Origin of the sequence: Janthinobacterium goodfellowi, assembly GCF_051380695.1 — a bacterium.
Lineage (GTDB): Bacteria > Pseudomonadota > Gammaproteobacteria > Burkholderiales > Burkholderiaceae_D > Janthinobacterium.
The window spans coordinates 624,433-642,425 of record NZ_JBNYXN010000004.1 but is presented as its reverse complement, the minus strand read 5'-3'; the positions used below and the strand labels follow the sequence as shown (position 1 = coordinate 642,425).

Annotated in this window: 13 protein-coding genes; 6 read left to right on the top strand and 7 right to left on the bottom strand. The window is 64.4% G+C overall.

The features are described 5' to 3' along the window. Positions 1-6: 6 nt before the first annotated feature. Genes ACQ4WQ_RS18830 through ACQ4WQ_RS18820 form a run of 3 tightly spaced genes read right to left on the bottom strand, consistent with a single transcriptional unit; the run spans position 7 to position 1,081 of the window. Entirely contained in the window at positions 7-477 is a 471-nt protein-coding gene (locus ACQ4WQ_RS18830) for a CreA family protein (protein WP_230538379.1), read from the bottom strand. A gap of 33 nt (positions 478-510) precedes the next feature. After that, on the bottom strand, positions 511-699 hold the full coding sequence (locus ACQ4WQ_RS18825; protein WP_034782199.1) for a DUF1653 domain-containing protein: 189 nt from the start codon (positions 697-699) through the stop codon (positions 511-513). A gap of 10 nt (positions 700-709) precedes the next feature. Beyond that, positions 710-1,081 (bottom strand): phiTE_015 family protein, encoded by a 372-nt coding sequence (locus ACQ4WQ_RS18820; protein WP_326459859.1) that lies wholly within the window; start codon positions 1,079-1,081, stop codon positions 710-712. A 570-nt stretch (positions 1,082-1,651) separates the two neighbouring features. On the opposite strand from ACQ4WQ_RS18820, the gene xth reads away from it, so the two are divergent. After that, positions 1,652-2,416 (top strand): exodeoxyribonuclease III, encoded by a 765-nt coding sequence (gene xth / locus ACQ4WQ_RS18815; RefSeq protein ID WP_436499126.1) that lies wholly within the window; start codon positions 1,652-1,654, stop codon positions 2,414-2,416. A gap of 80 nt (positions 2,417-2,496) precedes the next feature. On the opposite strand, the gene ACQ4WQ_RS18810 is transcribed toward xth, so the two are convergent. Beyond that, positions 2,497-6,159, bottom strand: coding sequence for a sensor domain-containing protein (locus tag ACQ4WQ_RS18810; RefSeq protein ID WP_436499124.1), 3,663 nt, complete (start codon positions 6,157-6,159; stop codon positions 2,497-2,499). Between the two features lie 211 nt (positions 6,160-6,370). Here ACQ4WQ_RS18810 and prpR point away from each other — a divergent pair, with 211 nt between their 5' ends. The 5 genes from prpR to ACQ4WQ_RS18785 all read left to right on the top strand — a co-directional run bounded on the left by prpR (position 6,371) and on the right by ACQ4WQ_RS18785 (position 11,707). Then, the gene (gene prpR, locus ACQ4WQ_RS18805; protein WP_436499122.1) at positions 6,371-7,996 is read left to right on the top strand and encodes a propionate catabolism operon regulatory protein PrpR; all 1,626 of its coding nucleotides are present in this window, start codon (positions 6,371-6,373) and stop codon (positions 7,994-7,996) included. 25 nt (positions 7,997-8,021) lie between these two features. Continuing rightward, the gene (locus ACQ4WQ_RS18800; RefSeq protein WP_436499120.1) at positions 8,022-8,960 is read left to right on the top strand and encodes a phytanoyl-CoA dioxygenase family protein; all 939 of its coding nucleotides are present in this window, start codon (positions 8,022-8,024) and stop codon (positions 8,958-8,960) included. A 90-nt stretch (positions 8,961-9,050) separates the two neighbouring features. Continuing rightward, entirely contained in the window at positions 9,051-9,923 is an 873-nt protein-coding gene (locus ACQ4WQ_RS18795; RefSeq protein WP_436499118.1) for an alpha/beta fold hydrolase, read from the top strand. Positions 9,924-9,926: 3 nt separating this feature from the next. Continuing rightward, positions 9,927-10,991 carry a sensor histidine kinase gene (locus ACQ4WQ_RS18790; RefSeq protein WP_436499116.1) on the top strand — a complete coding sequence of 355 codons (1,065 nt, stop codon included), beginning with the start codon at positions 9,927-9,929 and terminating at the stop codon, positions 10,989-10,991. After that, positions 10,988-11,707: a LytR/AlgR family response regulator transcription factor gene (locus tag ACQ4WQ_RS18785; RefSeq protein WP_436499114.1), complete on the top strand. Its 720-nt coding sequence runs from the start codon at positions 10,988-10,990 to the stop codon at positions 11,705-11,707. The genes ACQ4WQ_RS18790 and ACQ4WQ_RS18785 overlap by 4 nt, the downstream gene beginning before the upstream one ends. A gap of 5 nt (positions 11,708-11,712) precedes the next feature. Here the strand turns inward: ACQ4WQ_RS18785 and ACQ4WQ_RS18780 are convergent, their stop codons facing one another. The 3 genes from ACQ4WQ_RS18780 to clpS form a co-directional block, all read right to left on the bottom strand. Continuing rightward, complete coding sequence (locus ACQ4WQ_RS18780; protein WP_436499112.1) at positions 11,713-15,069, bottom strand: S41 family peptidase; 3,357 nt, start codon at positions 15,067-15,069, stop codon at positions 11,713-11,715. A gap of 161 nt (positions 15,070-15,230) precedes the next feature. After that, complete coding sequence (clpA, locus tag ACQ4WQ_RS18775; protein WP_070312116.1) at positions 15,231-17,531, bottom strand: ATP-dependent Clp protease ATP-binding subunit ClpA; 2,301 nt, start codon at positions 17,529-17,531, stop codon at positions 15,231-15,233. Then, positions 17,528-17,830, bottom strand: a complete 303-nt coding sequence (clpS, locus tag ACQ4WQ_RS18770; protein WP_034751577.1) for an ATP-dependent Clp protease adapter ClpS — start codon at positions 17,828-17,830, stop codon at positions 17,528-17,530. The genes clpA and clpS overlap by 4 nt, the downstream gene beginning before the upstream one ends. Positions 17,831-17,993 lie beyond the last annotated feature (163 nt).

Sequence of the window (17,993 nt, the reverse complement as noted above, 5' to 3'; positions counted from 1 at the left end):
GCTCGCTTAACGGACGGGGATCGGCTGGTCGCCAGGCACGGCGACGGCGGTGACGCTGTTTTTCGGGCTGCCCTCGATCAGGCGGTCGGAATACACGAGGTAGACCAGCGCATTGCGCTTGCTGTCGACCATGCGCACGACGCGCACATGCTTGAAGAAGATCGAGGCACGCTCGGTAAACACTTCTTCCTGGCGCGGCAGCTTGCCCTTGAATTGCAACGGCCCCACCTGGCGGCAAGCCACGGCCGCATCGGCCTTGTCCTCGGCCAGGCCGACGGCGCCCTTGATGCCGCCCGTCTTGGCGCGCGACAGATAGCAGCTGACGCCGGCGACACGGGGATCGTCATAGGCTTCGACGACGATTTTATGGTCAGGGCCGATCAGCTTGAAGACCGTGTCGACCGAGCCGATGGTTTCGGCATGCGCCGCGGCGCAGGCAAAGGCCAGCACCAAGGCTGCAGGCAGCAATTTACGCATGAAAAGTATCCCGGGCACGCACGCAGGCGGCCATCAGTTGATGGGAGCGAAACGCTGGACCATGACGCCTTCGACTTCGATCAGTTGAAAGAACACGTCTTTCGGGCGGGTCCAGATGGAACCGTCCGCGGCGCGATACACGATCATTGGCGTCAGATCCGCTTCCAGCGTGGCTTCGCACACCAGTTCATAAATGCCGCCCTTGTAGTGCCGATAACGCATCGCCGTCCCCTCAAGCCGTTGAATCTTCGCTCTTGTCGTCGGCCAGTGCCTTCTGCTTCATCTTCAGGCCCTGGATCACTTTCAGTATGCCTTCCATGCCGGCCGCGCCATCGGCGCCGCTGAAGGCATCGAGCACCTCATTGAGCACCTTGTTGCGCACGGTCGCCTCATCGGAGGACATTTCCAGCGCGCGCTGGGCTTTCGCCGCCTTTTCGGCCGCGCTCACGCGCGGCTTGGGCGCCGTCTTGCCATGCGTCAGAGCTGCCTGCCAGATAACCCAGCGGCGCTGGGTCTCGAAAATCAGGTACTCATCCGGTTTGTCTTCTCTTCGCCGCACAATGTGGCCGTCACGCTGCGCCCACGCTTCAAATGCAGTTCGCATTTTCTTCCTTTGCAAATGCTACGCGCAAGTCTCACTATTAAAACTGCAACATTTCAAAATAGTACCATCTATTGATGTCGCAAAACAGTCTCATAGATATAGTACTGCAATTTATATAACAAGTTTGGCGGCGCCAAGGACGGAATTAACGTTCCGTCCCCGGCACAGTGGTCATGTAATCGGAATAGCAATTACAACTAATTACAACTGCTTCCTGTTCGGTTCTTAACTTGGCTGTAACAAAGCCGTATGACACAGTTGTTACATTGTGCCATTTTAGTAGTTTTTATCGCGTTTTAGCCAGAAACTTTACACCTTTGTCGCGTCAAACAGCGAGACGCAGCCTGCCGCGCCAGCCACTTATGCCAAATCAAGCATAGTGGTTGATCAATGATACACAAAAACATAATATTCATGCGTCACGATTGGTTAAATGAAAATACTTTATTGATACCGCTTTGGCCCTGCCGGTCCATCAAGCCCATGCCCGGCAGGCGGGGCAGGACGCCATCGGCACGCATGCGGTAAGATTCGCGCCTATCGCCACCTATTCACGCAAGGATTTTTCCCATGAAACTCGCCACCTGGAACGTCAACTCGCTCAAAGTGCGCCTGCCGCAAGTGCTGCAGTGGCTGGCAGACAACCCGGTCGACATACTGTGCCTGCAAGAGACCAAGCTCACGGACGACAAGTTTCCCGTCGCCGAGATCGAGGCGGCCGGCTACCAGGTGGTCTTCAGCGGCCAGAAGACCTACAACGGCGTGGCCATCCTGTCGAAGCTGCCGATCACCGACGTGGTGAAGAACAACCCGCGCTATGAAGATGCGCAGCAGCGCATCCTGGCCGCCACCATTGGCGGCGTGCGCGTCGTCTGCGCCTATGTACCGAACGGCCAGAGCGTCGACTCGGACAAATACGAATACAAGCTGGGCTGGCTGTCCGCCCTGCACGACTGGCTGGCCGAGGAAGCGCGGCAGCACCCGCAACTGGCCGTCGTCGGCGACTACAATATCGCACCCGACGACCGCGACGTGCACGACCCCGTCGCCTGGGAAGGCCAGGTACTGGTCTCGGACAAGGAACGCGCCGCCCTGCAGCGCCTGCTCGACATCGGCCTGACGGACGCCTTCCGCCTGTTCGAACAGGCGGAAAAATCGTTCAGCTGGTGGGATTACCGCCAACTGGGCTTCCGCCTGAACAAGGGCCTGCGCATCGATCACATTCTGCTCTCGCCCGCTCTCGCTGGCCGCTGCACGGCCTGCGTGATCGACCGCGTGCCCCGCAAGTGGGAGCAACCTTCCGACCATGCGCCGGTCGTGGCAACCATCGATTAGGCAATGCGGGCATCATCGAAGGTGGACCACTGCAAGTGGGAACAGCCGTCCGACCATGCGCCGGTCGTGGCGACGATCGATTAACCAAGGGCTATCCGCTCCAGCAAGGCCTGCGCATTGACCGCCGGCACGGGCGCGGAAAACAGATAGCCCTGCGCATAGCGGCAGCCGTGTGCCTGCAGCAGGGCGAACTGCTCTTCCGTTTCCACGCCCTCGGCCACGGCCGACAATTGCAGACTGTCGGCCAGCGCGATGATGGCCGACACGATGGCGCGGTCTTCCGCGCTATGCTCGAGGTCCTTGATGAAGGCGCGGTCGATCTTGACCTTCTTCACGGGGAAGCGCTTCAGATAGGCCAGGCTGGAATAGCCGGTGCCGAAATCGTCGATCGACAGGCGCAAGCCCATGCCATTGATCTGGCGCAGGATCTCCAGGGTATGCTCGCCGTGCTGCATCAGCGCCGTCTCGGTGATCTCGAATTCCAGCAGCGCCGGATCGATGCCCGTCTCCCGCACGACGGCGCCGATGGCCGCCACCAGGCCCTTGTGCATGAACTGGCGCGGCGACAGATTCACGGCCAGCGGCACGGGCTGCAAGCCCTGGCGCTGCCAGGCCATGCTTTGCTCGCACGCCTGGCGCATGACCCACTCGCCCACCGGCACGATCAAGCCGTTTTCCTCCATGATGGGGATGAAGCGGTCCGGCAGCACCAGGCCGTGGCCCGGACGGCGCCAGCGCAGCAGCACTTCCATGCCGTGCAGGCGGCGCGTGGCGATATCGATGACGGGCTGGTAAAACAGTTCGAACTGCTGCAGCGCCAGCGCCGTGCGCAAGCTGCTTTCCAGATCAAAATGCAGGGCCGCCGCCTGGTTCATCGTCTGCGTGAAGAACTGGTAGTTGTTGCGGCCGTTGCCCTTGGCGTGGTACATGGCCGCATCGGCATGGCGCATCAGGGCGTCGACATCGCCGCCATCGTCCGGATACAGGCAGATGCCGATCGACGGCGTCACGTGCAGCACATGGCCGTCGAGCGGAAAGGCGGGCGTGAGCGCCTCGATGATCTTCTCGGCCACGCGCGCCGCTTCCTCGCCGCCACGGATGCCCGGCACCAGCACGACGAATTCATCGCCGCCCAGGCGCGCCACCGTGTCGCTGGCGCGCACCGCGCCGCACAGCCGGGCAGCCACTTCCTTGAGCAGCAGATCGCCCGTCATGTGGCCCAGCGAATCGTTGATGGTCTTGAAACGATCGAGGTCGATGAACATGACGGCCAGCTTGCGTTCCGAGCGCTGCGAGGCCAGCATGGCCCGTTCCAGCCGGTCCGACAGCAGCGCGCGGTTCGGCAAGCCCGTCAGGTTGTCGTGGTAAGCCATGTGGTGCACCCGTGCCTCGGCCTGGCGCCGCTCGACGATCTCGCCCTGCAGCAGCAGGTTGGCGCCGGCCAGTTCGGCCGTGCGTTCCTGCACGCGCAATTCCAGTTCGTCGCGCGCGCGGCGCACCGCCTCGGCCGCCTCGCGGCGCGCCGTCACGTCGTCGACCAGCCACACGGAACGGCCATGCGCATGCGCCAGGTCGAACGGCCGGCCGGACAGGCGCGCCCAGAAGCGGCTACCGTCCTTGCGCACCAGCTGGTATTCGGACATGTGCACCCTGCCCGCCTCGAAATCGCGCGCCGTCTCGCCGCGTGCCGCCTTCCACGCGGCCACGTCCGGATACAGGGTCTGCACCGACAGGCCGTTGATCTCGCCGGGCCCATAGCCGAACAGCTCTTCCATCTTGCTGTTGGCGCGCAAATTGTGGCCGCCCTCCACCACCGAGATGCCCAGCACGGCGCTGTCGAGGATGGCCTGGTTTTCCAGCAGCGCGTTGCGCAGCGATTCTTCGGCGCGCTTGGCTTCCGTGCGGTCCTCGATGATCCAGATGGTGCCGGCGGCGGGATCGTCGGGATTGACGACATAGGCGATCAGCTGCGCCCACAAGGTCGTGCCGTCGCGGCGCATCATTTCCACTTCCGTCTGGAAGGGCTTGGCCACGGACAGGAAGGGAAAGGCCGCCGCGCCCAGCAGGTCGTAGGACTGCTGCGACACGTACAGGGCACGCCCGGGCAAGCCCAGCGCCTCGTCGCCGCTGTAGCCAAACATCGCGGCAAAGCCCAGGTTATAGCGCGTGATCTGGCGGTTCTTGGTGTACAGGATGCTGACCGAGGCATTCGTCATGATGGCCGCCACCTCCATCTGCGCCTGGCGGCTGGCCGTGATGTCTTCGAGTATCCAGATGGCGCCCTGCTCGCTGTGCGCCTGGTCGACGGCCTTGGCGCGGATGCGGCACCAGAACAGGCTGCCGTCGCGGCGGCGGAACAGCGATTCGTCCTGCTCGTACGGCAAGCCCTGTCCCAGCAGCGGCGTCGCCTGCATGCCAAACTCCTCGTAGGCCGCCAGCGAGGGAAACAGTTCGGCGGCGGGCAGCCCCTTCATCTCCTCCTGCGCGTAGCCGAACATTTCGGCGAAGCGGGGATTGCAGCGCAGGATCAGGCGCGAACGCGAAAACAGGATGCCGACGGAGGCGTTGTCGAGGATGGCCTGCTGCTCGAGCATCAGCTGGCGCGTCGCCTCCTCGGCCGCCTTCTGCGCGCTGCGGTCGTCGAACAGCCAGATCGTGTCGCGCAGCGCGCGGTCGGACTGGCTTTCGGGATTCAGCACATAGCCATACGCCAGCGCCCAGAACGTGGAACCGTCGCGGCGGCGCATCTCCATCTCGCCCTGGAACGGCAAGCCGCGCCGCAGCAGGGGCGCGGCCTGCCGCACGACGTTCTCGTAGGCCGCGCGCGACGGATACAGGTCGGCGACGGCCAGACCCACGCCGCTGTCGCCATCGAAGCCGAAGCATTCGGCGAAGCGCTGGTTGTAGCGCAGCACGCCCTTGTCGCGCTGAAAGCCGATGGCCAGCGGCGCGTTGTCCATCACGGCCTGCATTTCCAGCATCGCGCGGCGCAGCTGGTCTTCATCGCGCCGGTGGTCGCTGATATCCTCGATGATCCACACCGTGCCGTCATGCGTATTGAGGGGATCGACGGCGCGTCCGTGCAGGCGGCTCCAGAACAAGCTGCCATCCTGGCGCCGCAATTCCAGCTCCGTGCGGTATGGCTTGCCCTTCGACAGCAGCGGCGCCGCTTCCAGCCCCAGGGCGCGGCAATGCTCGGCGGAGCGGTACAGCACCGCGCCCGGCATGCCCGTCAGCTGGTGGCGCGCATAGCCGAGCATCTCGGCGGCGCGGATATTGCATTCCTCAATGAAGCCGCCCTTGGAAAACACGATGCCGACGGCCGCGCTTTCCAGGATGGCCTGCTGTTCCAGCAAGGTCTTGCGCAAGGCTTGCTGGTCGCGCTGCTGTACGCGGATGTCGGCAAACACGAGGGTCGCGCCCGGCAAGCCATCGTCCACCAGCAGGGGCCTGGACCAGACCTGCACGGCGATGGCGCCCGCCTCCCCTTGCAGGCTGCTGTCCCACTGCCGCTCGCGCCCGGCCGCACCGAGCGCGCCGCGCAGCATGCTGCTGCTCGACGCGCGGTAGGCGTCCGTAAAACAATCGGCCAGCAGCCGGCCCGATATATCCCTGCCCAGCAAGGACTGCAAGGCGCCATTCGCGGCCACCACCATGCCGCAGGCATCGCACGCGCACGCGGGCAAGGCGATCAGCTGCAAGGCATCGGCAATGAAATCGGGACTGGTCGGTACGCGCTTCATGGACACCATGGATGGTTAAAGGCAAAGTGAACATGTGCCTGGGAAACACATTCTTCCAAGCATCATGGTGCTGCTAGATCATAAACCAGTTTCCGGCCGTTTTTTCATATTCCTTATTGGCAATATCTGAAACGCCACAGACCACTTGCAACACGCCCGTTGCAACGGCGTTGCATGGCAAGAAATTGAAACAAATCGTTTAGAATAAAGCATGCGCCGCCCTCCCCAACCTCCGCTCGACCACCGCGACAAACCCGTCATCTGGACCGTCTCCGTCTCGCGGCTGTTCGACCTGTTCCGCGACATCACGCTCGAATACGACGACCTGGCGACGATCGAACCGATCAACCTGGGCTTCGACGACGCCGTGCGCCATATCCGCGAACGCATGGCCACGGAGCGCTGCGACGCCGTCATCGCGGCCGGTTCCAACGGCGCCTACCTGAAAGGCCGGCTGTCGGTACCCGTCATCATCGCCAAGGCCAGCGGCTACGACGTGATGCAGGCGCTGGCGCGCGCGCGGCGCATCTCGCCGCACATCGGCGTCGTCACCTACCAGGACCCGATGCCGGAACTGGGCGAATTTGCCGCCACCTTCGGCTTCCGGATCGCCCAGCGCACCTACGCCACCGAGGAAGACGCGCGCGCGCAGATCAATGAACTGAAGGCGGAGGGCGTCAAAGCCGTCGTCGGCGCGGGCCTCGTCACCGACCTGGCCGAAGAGGCGGGGCTGGCCGCCGTCTTCGTGTATTCGGCCACGACCATCCGGCGCGCCTTTGACGACGCGCTGGAACTGGCGCGCCTGACCCAGATCGAATCGAACCGGGGGCGGCGCGCGGTGGTGGCCGACACCCTGCGCGCACGCCACGGCCTGCACGACTTGCGCGGCGAATCGGAGGCGATGGAAGCGCTGCGCCAGTCGGTGGTGCTGTACGCCCGTTCGCCGGCGACGGTACTGATCCAGGGCGAGACGGGCAGCGGCAAGGAACTGGTGGCGCAGGCCATCCACCGCGAAAGCCCGCGCAGCCTGGGCGCGAACCGGCCCTTTATCGCCATCAATTGCGGCGCCATCGCCGAATCCCTGCTGGAATCGGAACTGTTCGGCCACGAGGACGGGGCGTTTACGGGCGCGCGCCGGGGCGGCCATGCGGGGCTGTTCGAGGCGGCCAACCACGGCACCCTGTTCCTCGACGAAATCGGCGAAATGCCGCTGGCCCTGCAAACGCGCTTGCTGCGCGTGCTGGAAGAGCGCGAAGTGGTGCGCGTGGGTGGCACGCGGCCCATCGCCATCAACGTGCGCATCATCAGCGCCACGCACTGCGACCTGGAGCAGCGCATCCGCGAAGGACGCTTCCGCGCCGACCTGTTCTACCGCCTGGCCGTGCTGCGCCTGCATTTGCCCGCCTTGCGCGAACGCGCCAGCGACATTCCCGGCCTGGCCGAATGGTCGCTGAAAAACGCGCTGGCCGCGCTGGGCGCCCGCCCGCACCCCAACCTGCACGCGGAAATCCAGGCGTGCGCGCCGCTGCTGCGCCGCTACGGCTGGCCCGGCAACGTGCGCGAACTGCGCAACCTGGCCGAGCGCCTGGCCCTGTTCCTGGCAGCCGAACCGCTGCAGGCGCTCACTCCCGCCTTCGTGCTGGGCGTGGCGCCGGAACTGGGCAACGCAGGCGGCACACCGGCGCCCCTGCCGGCACCGGCCGCCGCCGCGCCGCCGCGCCTGGAAGACGAAAGCGCCAGCGCCGTGCTGGCGCGCTTCGGCGGGCGCCGCGACGCCGCCGCCCATTACCTCGGCATCAGCCGCACCACGCTGTGGCGCCGCCTGCGCGCCGGCTGATTTTTTCACTCAGACGAACAACATCATGGACGACTGGCCTCACCTGCACGATTTATGGCAGCGCTGCACGGGACACGCCGGCGCGACAGGCAAGCAAGGGCTGGCGCGCGACCAGCGGGACGTCCAGGCCCTGTACGCGCGCGGCATTTCCATGGAAGACACGCTGCACTTCCTGTATCAGCAACGCCCTACCGTGGAAGCCTTCCAGGCGTGGCTGGCTGGTCGCACGCGCGTCCGTCCCGCGCACGCCAACAGTCCCCACCAGGACGTGCTGTCCGCCGCCGAGCTGCGCCATTTCGACGAGCACGGCTATCTGGTGCTGCGCGGTGCCGTGCCGCGCGCGCAGTGCCTCGCCGCACAATCGGCCATCTGGGATTACCTGGGCGCCAGTCCCGGCGAACCGGCATCGTGGTACCAGCCGCACCCCGGCAAGCGGGGCCTGATGCTGCAGTTTTCCGACCATCCGGCCCTCGATAAAAACCGCCACAACGCGCACATACGCCACGCCTACCAGCAGCTATATAACGCCGGCACCGGCGCCGGCACAGGCATCTACGCCAGCATCGACAAGGTGAGCTTCAATCCGCCGGAAACGCCGCAGCACCGCTTCCTTGGCAGCGCCCTGCACTGGGACGTCAGCCTGCAACAGCCGATTCCGTTCAAGCTGCAAGGCATGCTGTACCTGAGCGACTGTCCGGCGCAGCACGGCGCCTTTCACTGCGTGCCCGGCTTCCAGCGGCACGTGGCCGACTGGCTGCGGCAAGTGCCGCCGGACCGCCAGCCGCGCGAATGGGCCGTCGACGACCTGCGGCCCGTGCCCGTCGAAGGCATGGCCGGCGATTTCATCATCTGGCACCAGGCACTGCCCCATTGCGCCACGCCCAACCACGGCCCGGCGCCGCGCATGGTGCAGTACCTGACCTACCATCCGGACCACTGCCAGGACCACGATGGGTGGATCTGAACCGCTCATCCCGCCCTGGCGCCGCTCATCCCGCGACGCTGGCCGCGCGTTCCCGGCAACGCTAGCATGGTCGTCAAGGAGGAGTACCCCATGAAACGAACACTGCAAACATTGATCTTGCTCAGTACCGCGCTGCTGGCGGGCGCCAGCCAGGCCGCCGCGCCCAAGGCCTTCACGGTCGAGGTCACCGGACAAGGCAGTCCCCTGATCCTGATTCCCGGCCTCGCATCCTCGGGCGAAGTGTGGCAAGCCACGGTGGCGCGCCTGTGCGGACCGCAAGCCGCGCGCCAATGCCACGTACTGACATTGGCCGGCTTTGCCGGCGTGGCGCCCATCGAAGGCGACCTGCTGGCGCAGGCGGAACAGCAGCTGGCCGACTACATCGGCACCCGCAAACTGGGCCAGCCGGCCATCATCGGGCATAGCCTGGGCGGCTTCCTGGCCCTGAAAATGGCCATCGACCATCCGGCGCAAACGGGCAGGCTGGTGATCGTCGATTCGCTGCCGGCGCTGAGCGCGACGCAGCTTCCCTCCATCACGCCGGAGCAGCTGCAAGCCATGTCGCAGCAGATGCAGGCGGCCATGCGGGCCCAGGATGCGGCGACCGCCAGCGCCAGCCAGCGCCGCACCGTCGCGGCCATGGCCAGCGCGCCGGCCGACGTGGAACGCATCGTCGGCTGGGGCCAGCGCTCGGACCGCGAAACGGTGATCAACGCCATGGGCACCCTGATGGCCAGCGACCTGCGCCAGGACGTGGCGAAAGTGCAGTCGCCCACCCTGGTGCTGGGCACCTGGATCGCCTACAAGGACTACGCGCCGCGCGCCGCCATCGAAGCCACGTTCCAGCAGCAGTACCGGCAGCTGCCGGGCGTGCAGATCGCGCTGGCCGACACGGCGCGCCACTTCATCATGTACGACCAGCCGGACTGGATGTTCGGCCAGATCGAGCAATTCCTGCGTTGAGCCATGACGCTACCCCACCGCCCCCCGCTGCTGGCCCGGATCGACTGGTACTGGACCTTCCAGCTGGCCGGCTGGGGCGCGCTGGCCCTGTTCAACAGCGTGTACGGCGGCTCCTCGCAACTGCGCATCGTCGCGACCATCGCCTGCTGGGGATCGCTGGGCGGCTTGCTGCTGTCGCACCTGTGGCATGGCGTGCTGCGCCGGCGCGGCTGGGCGGCAAATGGCTTGCGCTGGAAACGCATCGTGCCGTCGCTGATCCTGCTGGCCGCCATCCAGACGGCCAGTGTGACGGCCGCCTTCCACGTCATGTATCCGCCCGACATCCTGCGCGGCATCGCCTGGCTGCCTGGCGCGCTGCTGTTCTGGTTCGGGGTCTTCCTGACCTGGACGGTCTTTTACTTTACCGCGCTGTCGCTGCGCCGCGCCGCTCGCCTGGAAGCGGAAACCCTGCGCCTGCAGCTGCACGGACGGGAGGCCGAACTGCGCGCCCTGCAGGCGCAAGTCAATCCGCATTTTTTCTTCAACAGCCTCAATAGCGTGCGCGCGCTGATCTTCGAAGACCGCGAGGCGGCCGCGCACATGATCGACCAGCTGGCAGGCCTGATGCGCCACGCGCTGCAATCGGGCCAGCACGCCACGGTGCCGCTGGCGGCCGAACTGGACGCCGTGCGCGCCTACCTGGCCATCGAACAGATACGCTTCGAGGAACGCCTGCGCGTCAGCTTCGCGATCGAAATCGGCGCGCCCGACGTGGAACACGTGCGCGTGCCGCCCATGGCTCTGCAAACGCTGGTGGAAAACGCCGTCAAGTACGGCGTCGAAGCGAGCGCCGAGGGCGCCGACATCCGCATCGCGGCGCGCCGCACCAGCCCGGCCGACGGCGCGGCCATGCTGCAGATCGACGTGGCCAACACGGGCGCCTTGCGCGAACCGGGCAACTCCACCTGCATCGGCCTGCGCAATGCGCGCCAGCGCCTGCAGTTGGCCTGCGGCGAGCGCGCCAGCCTGGAATTGCGCGAACAGGCGGGCTGGGTACATGCCACCATCCACCTGCCGGAGCAGGCATGAACGGCCAGCCGCTCAAGGTACTGCTGGTCGATGACGAGCGCCTGGCGCGCGCCGAACTGCGACGGCTGCTGGCGCCGCATGTGCAGCGCGGAGCCGTGGAGATCGTGGGCGAGGCGGCCAGCGCGGCCGACGCCGTCGCGCAGATCGGCAAGCTGCGGCCCGACCTGCTGCTGCTCGACGTGCAGATGCCGGGCGGCTCCGGCTTCGACCTGCTGGCCGCGCTCGATGATGCGCCTGACGTCATCTTTTGCACGGCCTTCGACCAGTACGCGCTGCAGGCGTTCGAGGTCAGCGCCCTCGACTACCTGCAAAAACCCGTGCAGGCGACACGCCTGGCCACGGCGCTGGCACGCGCCGGCGCGCGGGCGCAAGCCGTGCCGCCGCCGGCGCCGCGCAAAGTCTTCATCAAGGATGGGGAACGCTGCTGGTTCGTGGCGTTTGACGATATCCGCCTGCTGGAATCGGAAGGCAACTACACACGCGTGCATTTCGGCGCGCAGCGTCCGCTGATGCTGCGCACCCTGAACCAGCTGGAAGAAAAGCTCGATCCGGCCCTGTTCCTGCGCGCCAACCGGCGCCAGATCGTCAACCTGGCGCAGGTGGCGCAAGTGGCGCCGAATGCGGCCGATGGCCTCGACCTGCACCTGCTGGACGGCAGCGTGGTCGAGGTGTCGCGCCGCCGCGCGCAACAGTTCAAGGCCGCCTGCGGCCTGTAGCCGGATTACTTCAGCGCGGGGATCGGCTGCGCCTGGAACGCGGGGCGCGGCTGTTCCCTGAGCTTTTTCGCCAGCATGTCGAGCGCCACTTCCAGCTGGCGGTCGGCGCCATTGAAGGTGGCGTGCGGCGGATTTTCCACCTCAACGTCCGGCACCACGCCCACGCCTTCGATCAGCCACTGACCATCGATGCCGAACTGGCCGTTTTCCGCCACGCGCGCCATGCCATTGTCGGCCAGGCGCGTATTGTCGCTGAGCCAGACGCCGGCGCCGGCCGTGCGCTTGCCCACCAGCGGCGCCAGTTTCAATGCCTTGATGCCGGCGGCGAAGGTCTCGCCATCGGAATACGTGAGTTCATCGACCAGCACGACCAGATGGCCGCGGAAGGTGTTCTGCATGTTCGACGATGGCTGCACGCCCGGCGGCGCCCAGTAGGCCCAGGCCTTGCGCAGCAGTTTTTCGATGATCCAGCTGTCGATATTGCCGCCGTTATTGCGCCGCACGTCGATGATCAGGCCTTCGCGGTTGATGTTGGCGTAAAAATCGCGCGCGAACGAGGCGATGTCGTTGGCGCCCATGGCGCGCAGATGCAGGTAGCCGACGCGCCCCTGCGAGGCGGCGGCCACCTGCTCGGCGCGGCTCAATTCCCAGTCGCCATAGCGCAGCGCCGTCTGTTTCGCCATGTTCACGGGCGTGACGATGACGGCGCGCGGCACGCCCTTGCCATGACCCCGTTTGACCTGCAGCAGCACCTGCTTGTCGGCCTGGTTCAGCAGCAGGTCGCTGATATCGCGCGCGCCCAGAACGTCTTTGCCGTTGACGGCCGTGATCACGTCGCCTTCCTTCACATTCACTTCGGGCCGCGACAACGGTGCGCGCGCCGAGGGCAATTCCGCCTCGCTGCGGTAGACATGCTCGACCCGGTAGCCCTCGTTTGTCCGCGCCAGCACGGCGCCCAGGCCCGCCGGCGCGCCTTCCTGCTCCGTGCGGCGCAATTCGCCGGGACGGATCTGCGAATGCAGGGCGCCCACTTCGGCCACCATCATGCCCAGCACGTCATTGAGCTCGGCGCGGTCCGTGACCCGCTCGACCAGCGGCGCATACTTGTCGCGCGCCGCCTTCCAGTCCACGCCGCGCATCTTCGCGTCGTACAGGAAATCGCGGTGCAAGCGCCACGCATCGTTGAACATCTGCTTCCATTCCAGGCGCGGGTTCGACACAAACGTCCAGTCGTCGACTTTTACTTTCGCCTTCGACAGGTCGGACGGCAGCTTGGCGCCCGCCTCGATCACCAGCATCTCGCCCGGGCCCGTGGCCGCAGCCGTGCGGTAATACAAATGCTTTTTATCCTGCGCCAGGTCGAATTCGCGCACATTGGCCACCAGCAGTTCCGGCTTGGAGCCCGCATTGCCGATGGCGAGCGTCTTCAGGCTGGACTTGTTCTCGCCGCTTTCCCGATCGAGGAAATACAGGCGCTTGTCATCGATGGCCAGCGCACTGTAATTGCCCGCCGCCAGCGGCACTTCATACAGGCGCTCGGCCAGCCCCTTGAAGACGACGTCCGGCAGGGCGGCCGGCGCTTTCTTCACGGCCGACTTGCCGCCGGCCTTTTCCAATGCCTTTTCCGCCGCCGATTCGGCCGCCTTTTCATCGTCCGTCTCGGCCGGTTTCACTCCCGGACGGCTCAGTTCATCGTCGGGCTGGAACGGGAAACGGTTGCCCGGCTGCAGCGCCAACGCATACACGCCGATGCGCTTGTCGAACACGGGACCCATGTTGCGGTCGCCCCACGGCGAACCGTTGGCCAGCTGGAAATTGCGCGCCGACATGAAATATAGCCAGCGCCCGTCCGGCGAAAACACGGGCGAAGCGGAGGTATAGCGGTCGCTGGTGACGAACTGCAGCTGTTTCGATGCGAGGTTGTACAAGCCGATCTGCTCGCGCTGCTCGTTGCTGGCCACGCGCACGATGGCCAGGTTGCGGCTGTCGGGCGACCATTGCACCTCGTCGTGCTTGTCCACGCCCGCCTTGCCCGCGTCGTCGATCAGCTGGTTGCCCCTGGTCGCCAGGTCCAGCAGCCAGAAACGGCCCTTCTTGTCCGTGTGCGCCAGCCAGCGTCCGTCCGGCGACGGGTACAGCTTCCAGCGGTGATTATCTCCCTGCGTCGTCAGCTGCTCGCCCTTGCCCGAGCCATCGGCGGCGTACTTCCAGATTTCGTTCTCGCCGCTCGTGTCGACGATGGCGAACACGGATTTCTCGTCGCTGGAAAAGACGGCATCGCGCGCCCGTGCCCCTTCGGGAATGGCGATGTCGACGCGGCGCTGACTGCCCGTGCCGGCGATGCTGACGCGCCCGCGAGCGGTGAGGATGATGCGCTCATCCTTGCCCGACAGCTGCACATTGCTCAAGGTATCGAGCGGCGAGCGGATCTGGCGCGCGCGCTGCTGGTCGAAGTCGGATACGAGGCTGATCGGCAATGGCGATGAATCCGTCCCTGCGGCCAGATCCAGCACCCGCAGGTCTGCGCCCAATTGATACACAATCTTGCCGTCGCCCAGCTGTGCGTTGCGCACGTCCCACTGCGTGTGGCTGGTCAAGGCGCGGCGGTCGGAGCCGTCGGGCAGCATGCTCCACAGATTGTCGCTGCCGCCCTCGTCGCTGATGTAATAGATACGGCCCTGCCACCACATGGGACGCTTGTTGTTGCCCGCCAAGACGCCGGCATCCGTGTGCATGCGCACGGCCTCGCCCTTGCCGTCGAGGTCATAGCGCCACAGGGTGGCATGCGCGCCGCCCCGGTAGTTGCGCACATTGTCGTTCGTCATGGCCAGACCGAAACGCGTGAAGAACAGCGTCTTGCCAGCGTCGTCGAGCACGGCATCGTTGGCGTCGGCCACGGGAAACACGCGCCGCGTCTGTTTCACGGGATCGATGGCGGCGACGATGCGGCGCGAGGCGGGACCGTCCGTATTCTGCGTGCTGACCAGCACTTCGCCCTGCGCCGTCCAGCCCAGCACCAGCACGCCGCCATTATCAAAGGAAATACGGCGCGGCAAGCCGCCCGACAGCGGCATCACATACGCTTCCTGCGCCCCTTCATAGGCGGCGGAAAACGCCAGCCACTGGCCGTCGCGCGAGATCGCCGCGTTCGTTTCATAGCCGGGATGCGTGGTCAACCGCTGCGCCGCACCACCGCGCACACTGCTTTTCCACAAATCGCCTTCGGCCGTAAAGACGACGGTATCGCCGCGCACGGCGGGAAAACGGAAGTAGCTGGTGGCGGGCGCGGCAGCGGCGGCCGCAGCGTTAGCCAGCATTCCGGAGGACAACAGCAGCAAGGCGAGAGTTCGGGAAATTTTCATGTGGGCATCCAGATAGCGGTCAGGTGGCATGGACATCATGTCGATACCGGACAGCAATTCTGGCATAACCGCGACCAAAGAAAACCTTCTTTATTGCCCACAAAAACGTAAAAAAACCCGCGCCACTTGCGTGGGCGGGTTTTTCGTTGACGGCAGGAAGCTTATTCCACTTCCACCGTTTCCGGTGCTGCCGTCGGCGCCGCATCTGGCGGTTCCGGAAATTCCAGCAAGACCTGCTCCTTGTCGTCGAGGTCGACGGTGACCCGTCCACCCGTGACCAGGCGGCCGAACAGCAGTTCGTCGGCCAGCGCCTTGCGGATCATGTCCTGGATCAAACGCGCCATCGGCCGCGCGCCCATCAGCGGATCGAAGCCCTTCTTGCCGAGGAAAGCACGCAGCTTCTCGGTAAATACGGCCTCGACCTTTTTCTCGTGCAACTGCTCTTCCAGCTGCATGAGGAACTTGTCGACCACGCGCAGGATGATGTCCTGGTCCAGCGCGCGGAAGCTGATGGTCGCGTCGATACGGTTGCGGAACTCCGGCGTAAACATGCGCTTGATGTCGGCCATCTCGTCGCCGGCCTGCTTCGAATTGGTGAAGCCGATCGACGTCTTTTGCAGGCTTTCCGCACCCGCATTCGTCGTCATGATGATGATCACGTTGCGGAAATCGGCTTTGCGGCCATTGTTGTCCGTCAAGGTGCCATGGTCCATGACTTGCAGCAGGATATTGAAAATGTCCGGATGGGCTTTTTCAATTTCATCGAGCAGCAAGACCGCATGCGGCTTCTTGGTGATCGCTTCCGTCAGCAAGCCGCCCTGGTCGAAACCGACATAGCCCGGCGGCGCGCCGATCAGGCGGCTGACGGCGTGACGTTCCATGTATTCCGACATGTCGAAACGGATCAGCTCGATACCGAGGATGAAGGCCAGCTGTTTCGCCACCTCGGTCTTGCCGACGCCGGTAGGACCGGAGAACAGGAAGGAGCCGATCGGCTTGTCCGTCTTGCCCAGGCCGGCACGGGCCATCTTGATGGCCGACGCCAGCGCGTCGATGGCCGGATCTTGCCCGAACACGACATTGCGCAAGTCGCGGTCGATCGTCTGCAGCTTGCTGCGGTCGTCCTGGTTGACCGTTTGCGGCGGAATGCGCGCGATCTTGGCGATGATGTCCTCGATCTCGGCCTTGCCGATGGTTTTCTTTTGCTTCGACTTCGGCAGGATGCGCTGTGCCGCGCCCGCTTCATCGATGACGTCGATCGCCTTGTCGGGCAGATGGCGGTCGTTGATGAAGCGCGCCGCCAGTTCGGCGGCCGTCGACAGGGCCGAGGCCGAGTATTTCACGCCATGGTGCTCTTCGAAGCGCGATTTGAGGCCGCGCAAGATTTGCACGGTTTGTTCGACGGTCGGCTCGTTGACGTCCACTTTCTGGAAACGGCGGGAGAGCGCATGGTCTTTCTCGAACACGCCGCGGAATTCCGTGTACGTGGTCGCGCCGATGCACTTCAATTGACCGTTGGCCAGTGCCGGTTTCAGCAGGTTGGACGCGTCCAGGGTACCGCCCGAGGCCGAGCCCGCACCGATGATGGTGTGGATTTCGTCGATGAACAGGATGCCGTTCGGATTGTCCTTCAATTGCTTGAGCACGGCTTTCAGGCGCTGTTCGAAGTCGCCGCGGTACTTGGTACCGGCCAGCAAGGCGCCCATGTCCAGCGAATACACGACGGCATTCTGCAGGATTTCCGGCACGTCGCTTTGCGTGATGCGGTAGGCCAGGCCTTCGGCGATGGCCGTCTTGCCCACGCCCGCCTCGCCGACGAGCAGCGGATTGTTCTTGCGGCGGCGGCACAGGATCTGGATCACGCGGTCGACTTCTTCCTCGCGGCCGATCAGCGGGTCGATCTTGCCTTCGGCAGCGGCCTTGTTCAGATTTTGCGTGAACTGGTCGAGCGGGCTTTCCTTCGGCTGACCATCGACAGGCGCTTCTTCCACGCCTTCGGAGGCTTTTGCGCTTTCCGTCGACTGGTCCTTGCGCACGCCGTGCGAAATAAAATTGACCACGTCCAGGCGCGTCACGCCCTGCTGATGCAGGTAGTAGACCGCATGCGAATCCTTTTCGCCGAAGATGGCCACCAGCACATTGGCGCCCGTGACTTCCTTCTTGCCGTTCGAAGCGGACTGGACGTGCATGATGGCGCGCTGGATCACGCGCTGGAAACCAAGCGTCGGCTGGGTGTCGACTTCGCCCGTGCCAGGCACGGTCGGCGTGTTATCGCCGATGAAATTGGTGAGGGTCTTGCGCAGGTCCTCTATATTGACCGCGCAGGCACGCAATACCTCGGCAGCGGAGGGATTGTCCAGCAGTGCCAGCAGTAAATGCTCAACCGTGATGAATTCGTGCCGTGCCTGCCGAGCTTCGACAAACGCCATGTGCAAACTTACTTCTAATTCCTGCGCAATCATACTTCCTCCATCACGCACTGCAGGGGATGCCCCGCCTTGCGCGCATGCGTTAAAACGAACTCCACTTTGGTACACGCTATATCTTTAGAGAACACGCCGCACACTCCTTTGCCGTAGCGATGAACACTGAGCATGATTTGCGTCGCCGTTTCACGGTCCTTGTTGAAATACTCCTGAATGATGGCCACCACAAATTCCATCGGGGTGTAGTCGTCATTGAGCAAGGCCACCTGGTAGAGCGGTGGCGGCTTCAGCACTTGCCGCTCCAGCAGGGTTTCTGTGTCGTGCTTGGTTGCCATACGCTTATTCTAATGCTTTCACAGTGGTTGTCATGCGCAATATCTACGCCTTTCCAATTGTTTTCAATCTTACGCGTTTTCTTAATAGTGCGCAGATGGCGACCTTGCTGTCAAAATCAAGAGTTGCTTTTTTGGTTGTCGTGAAGAATTTGTCAATATCGAT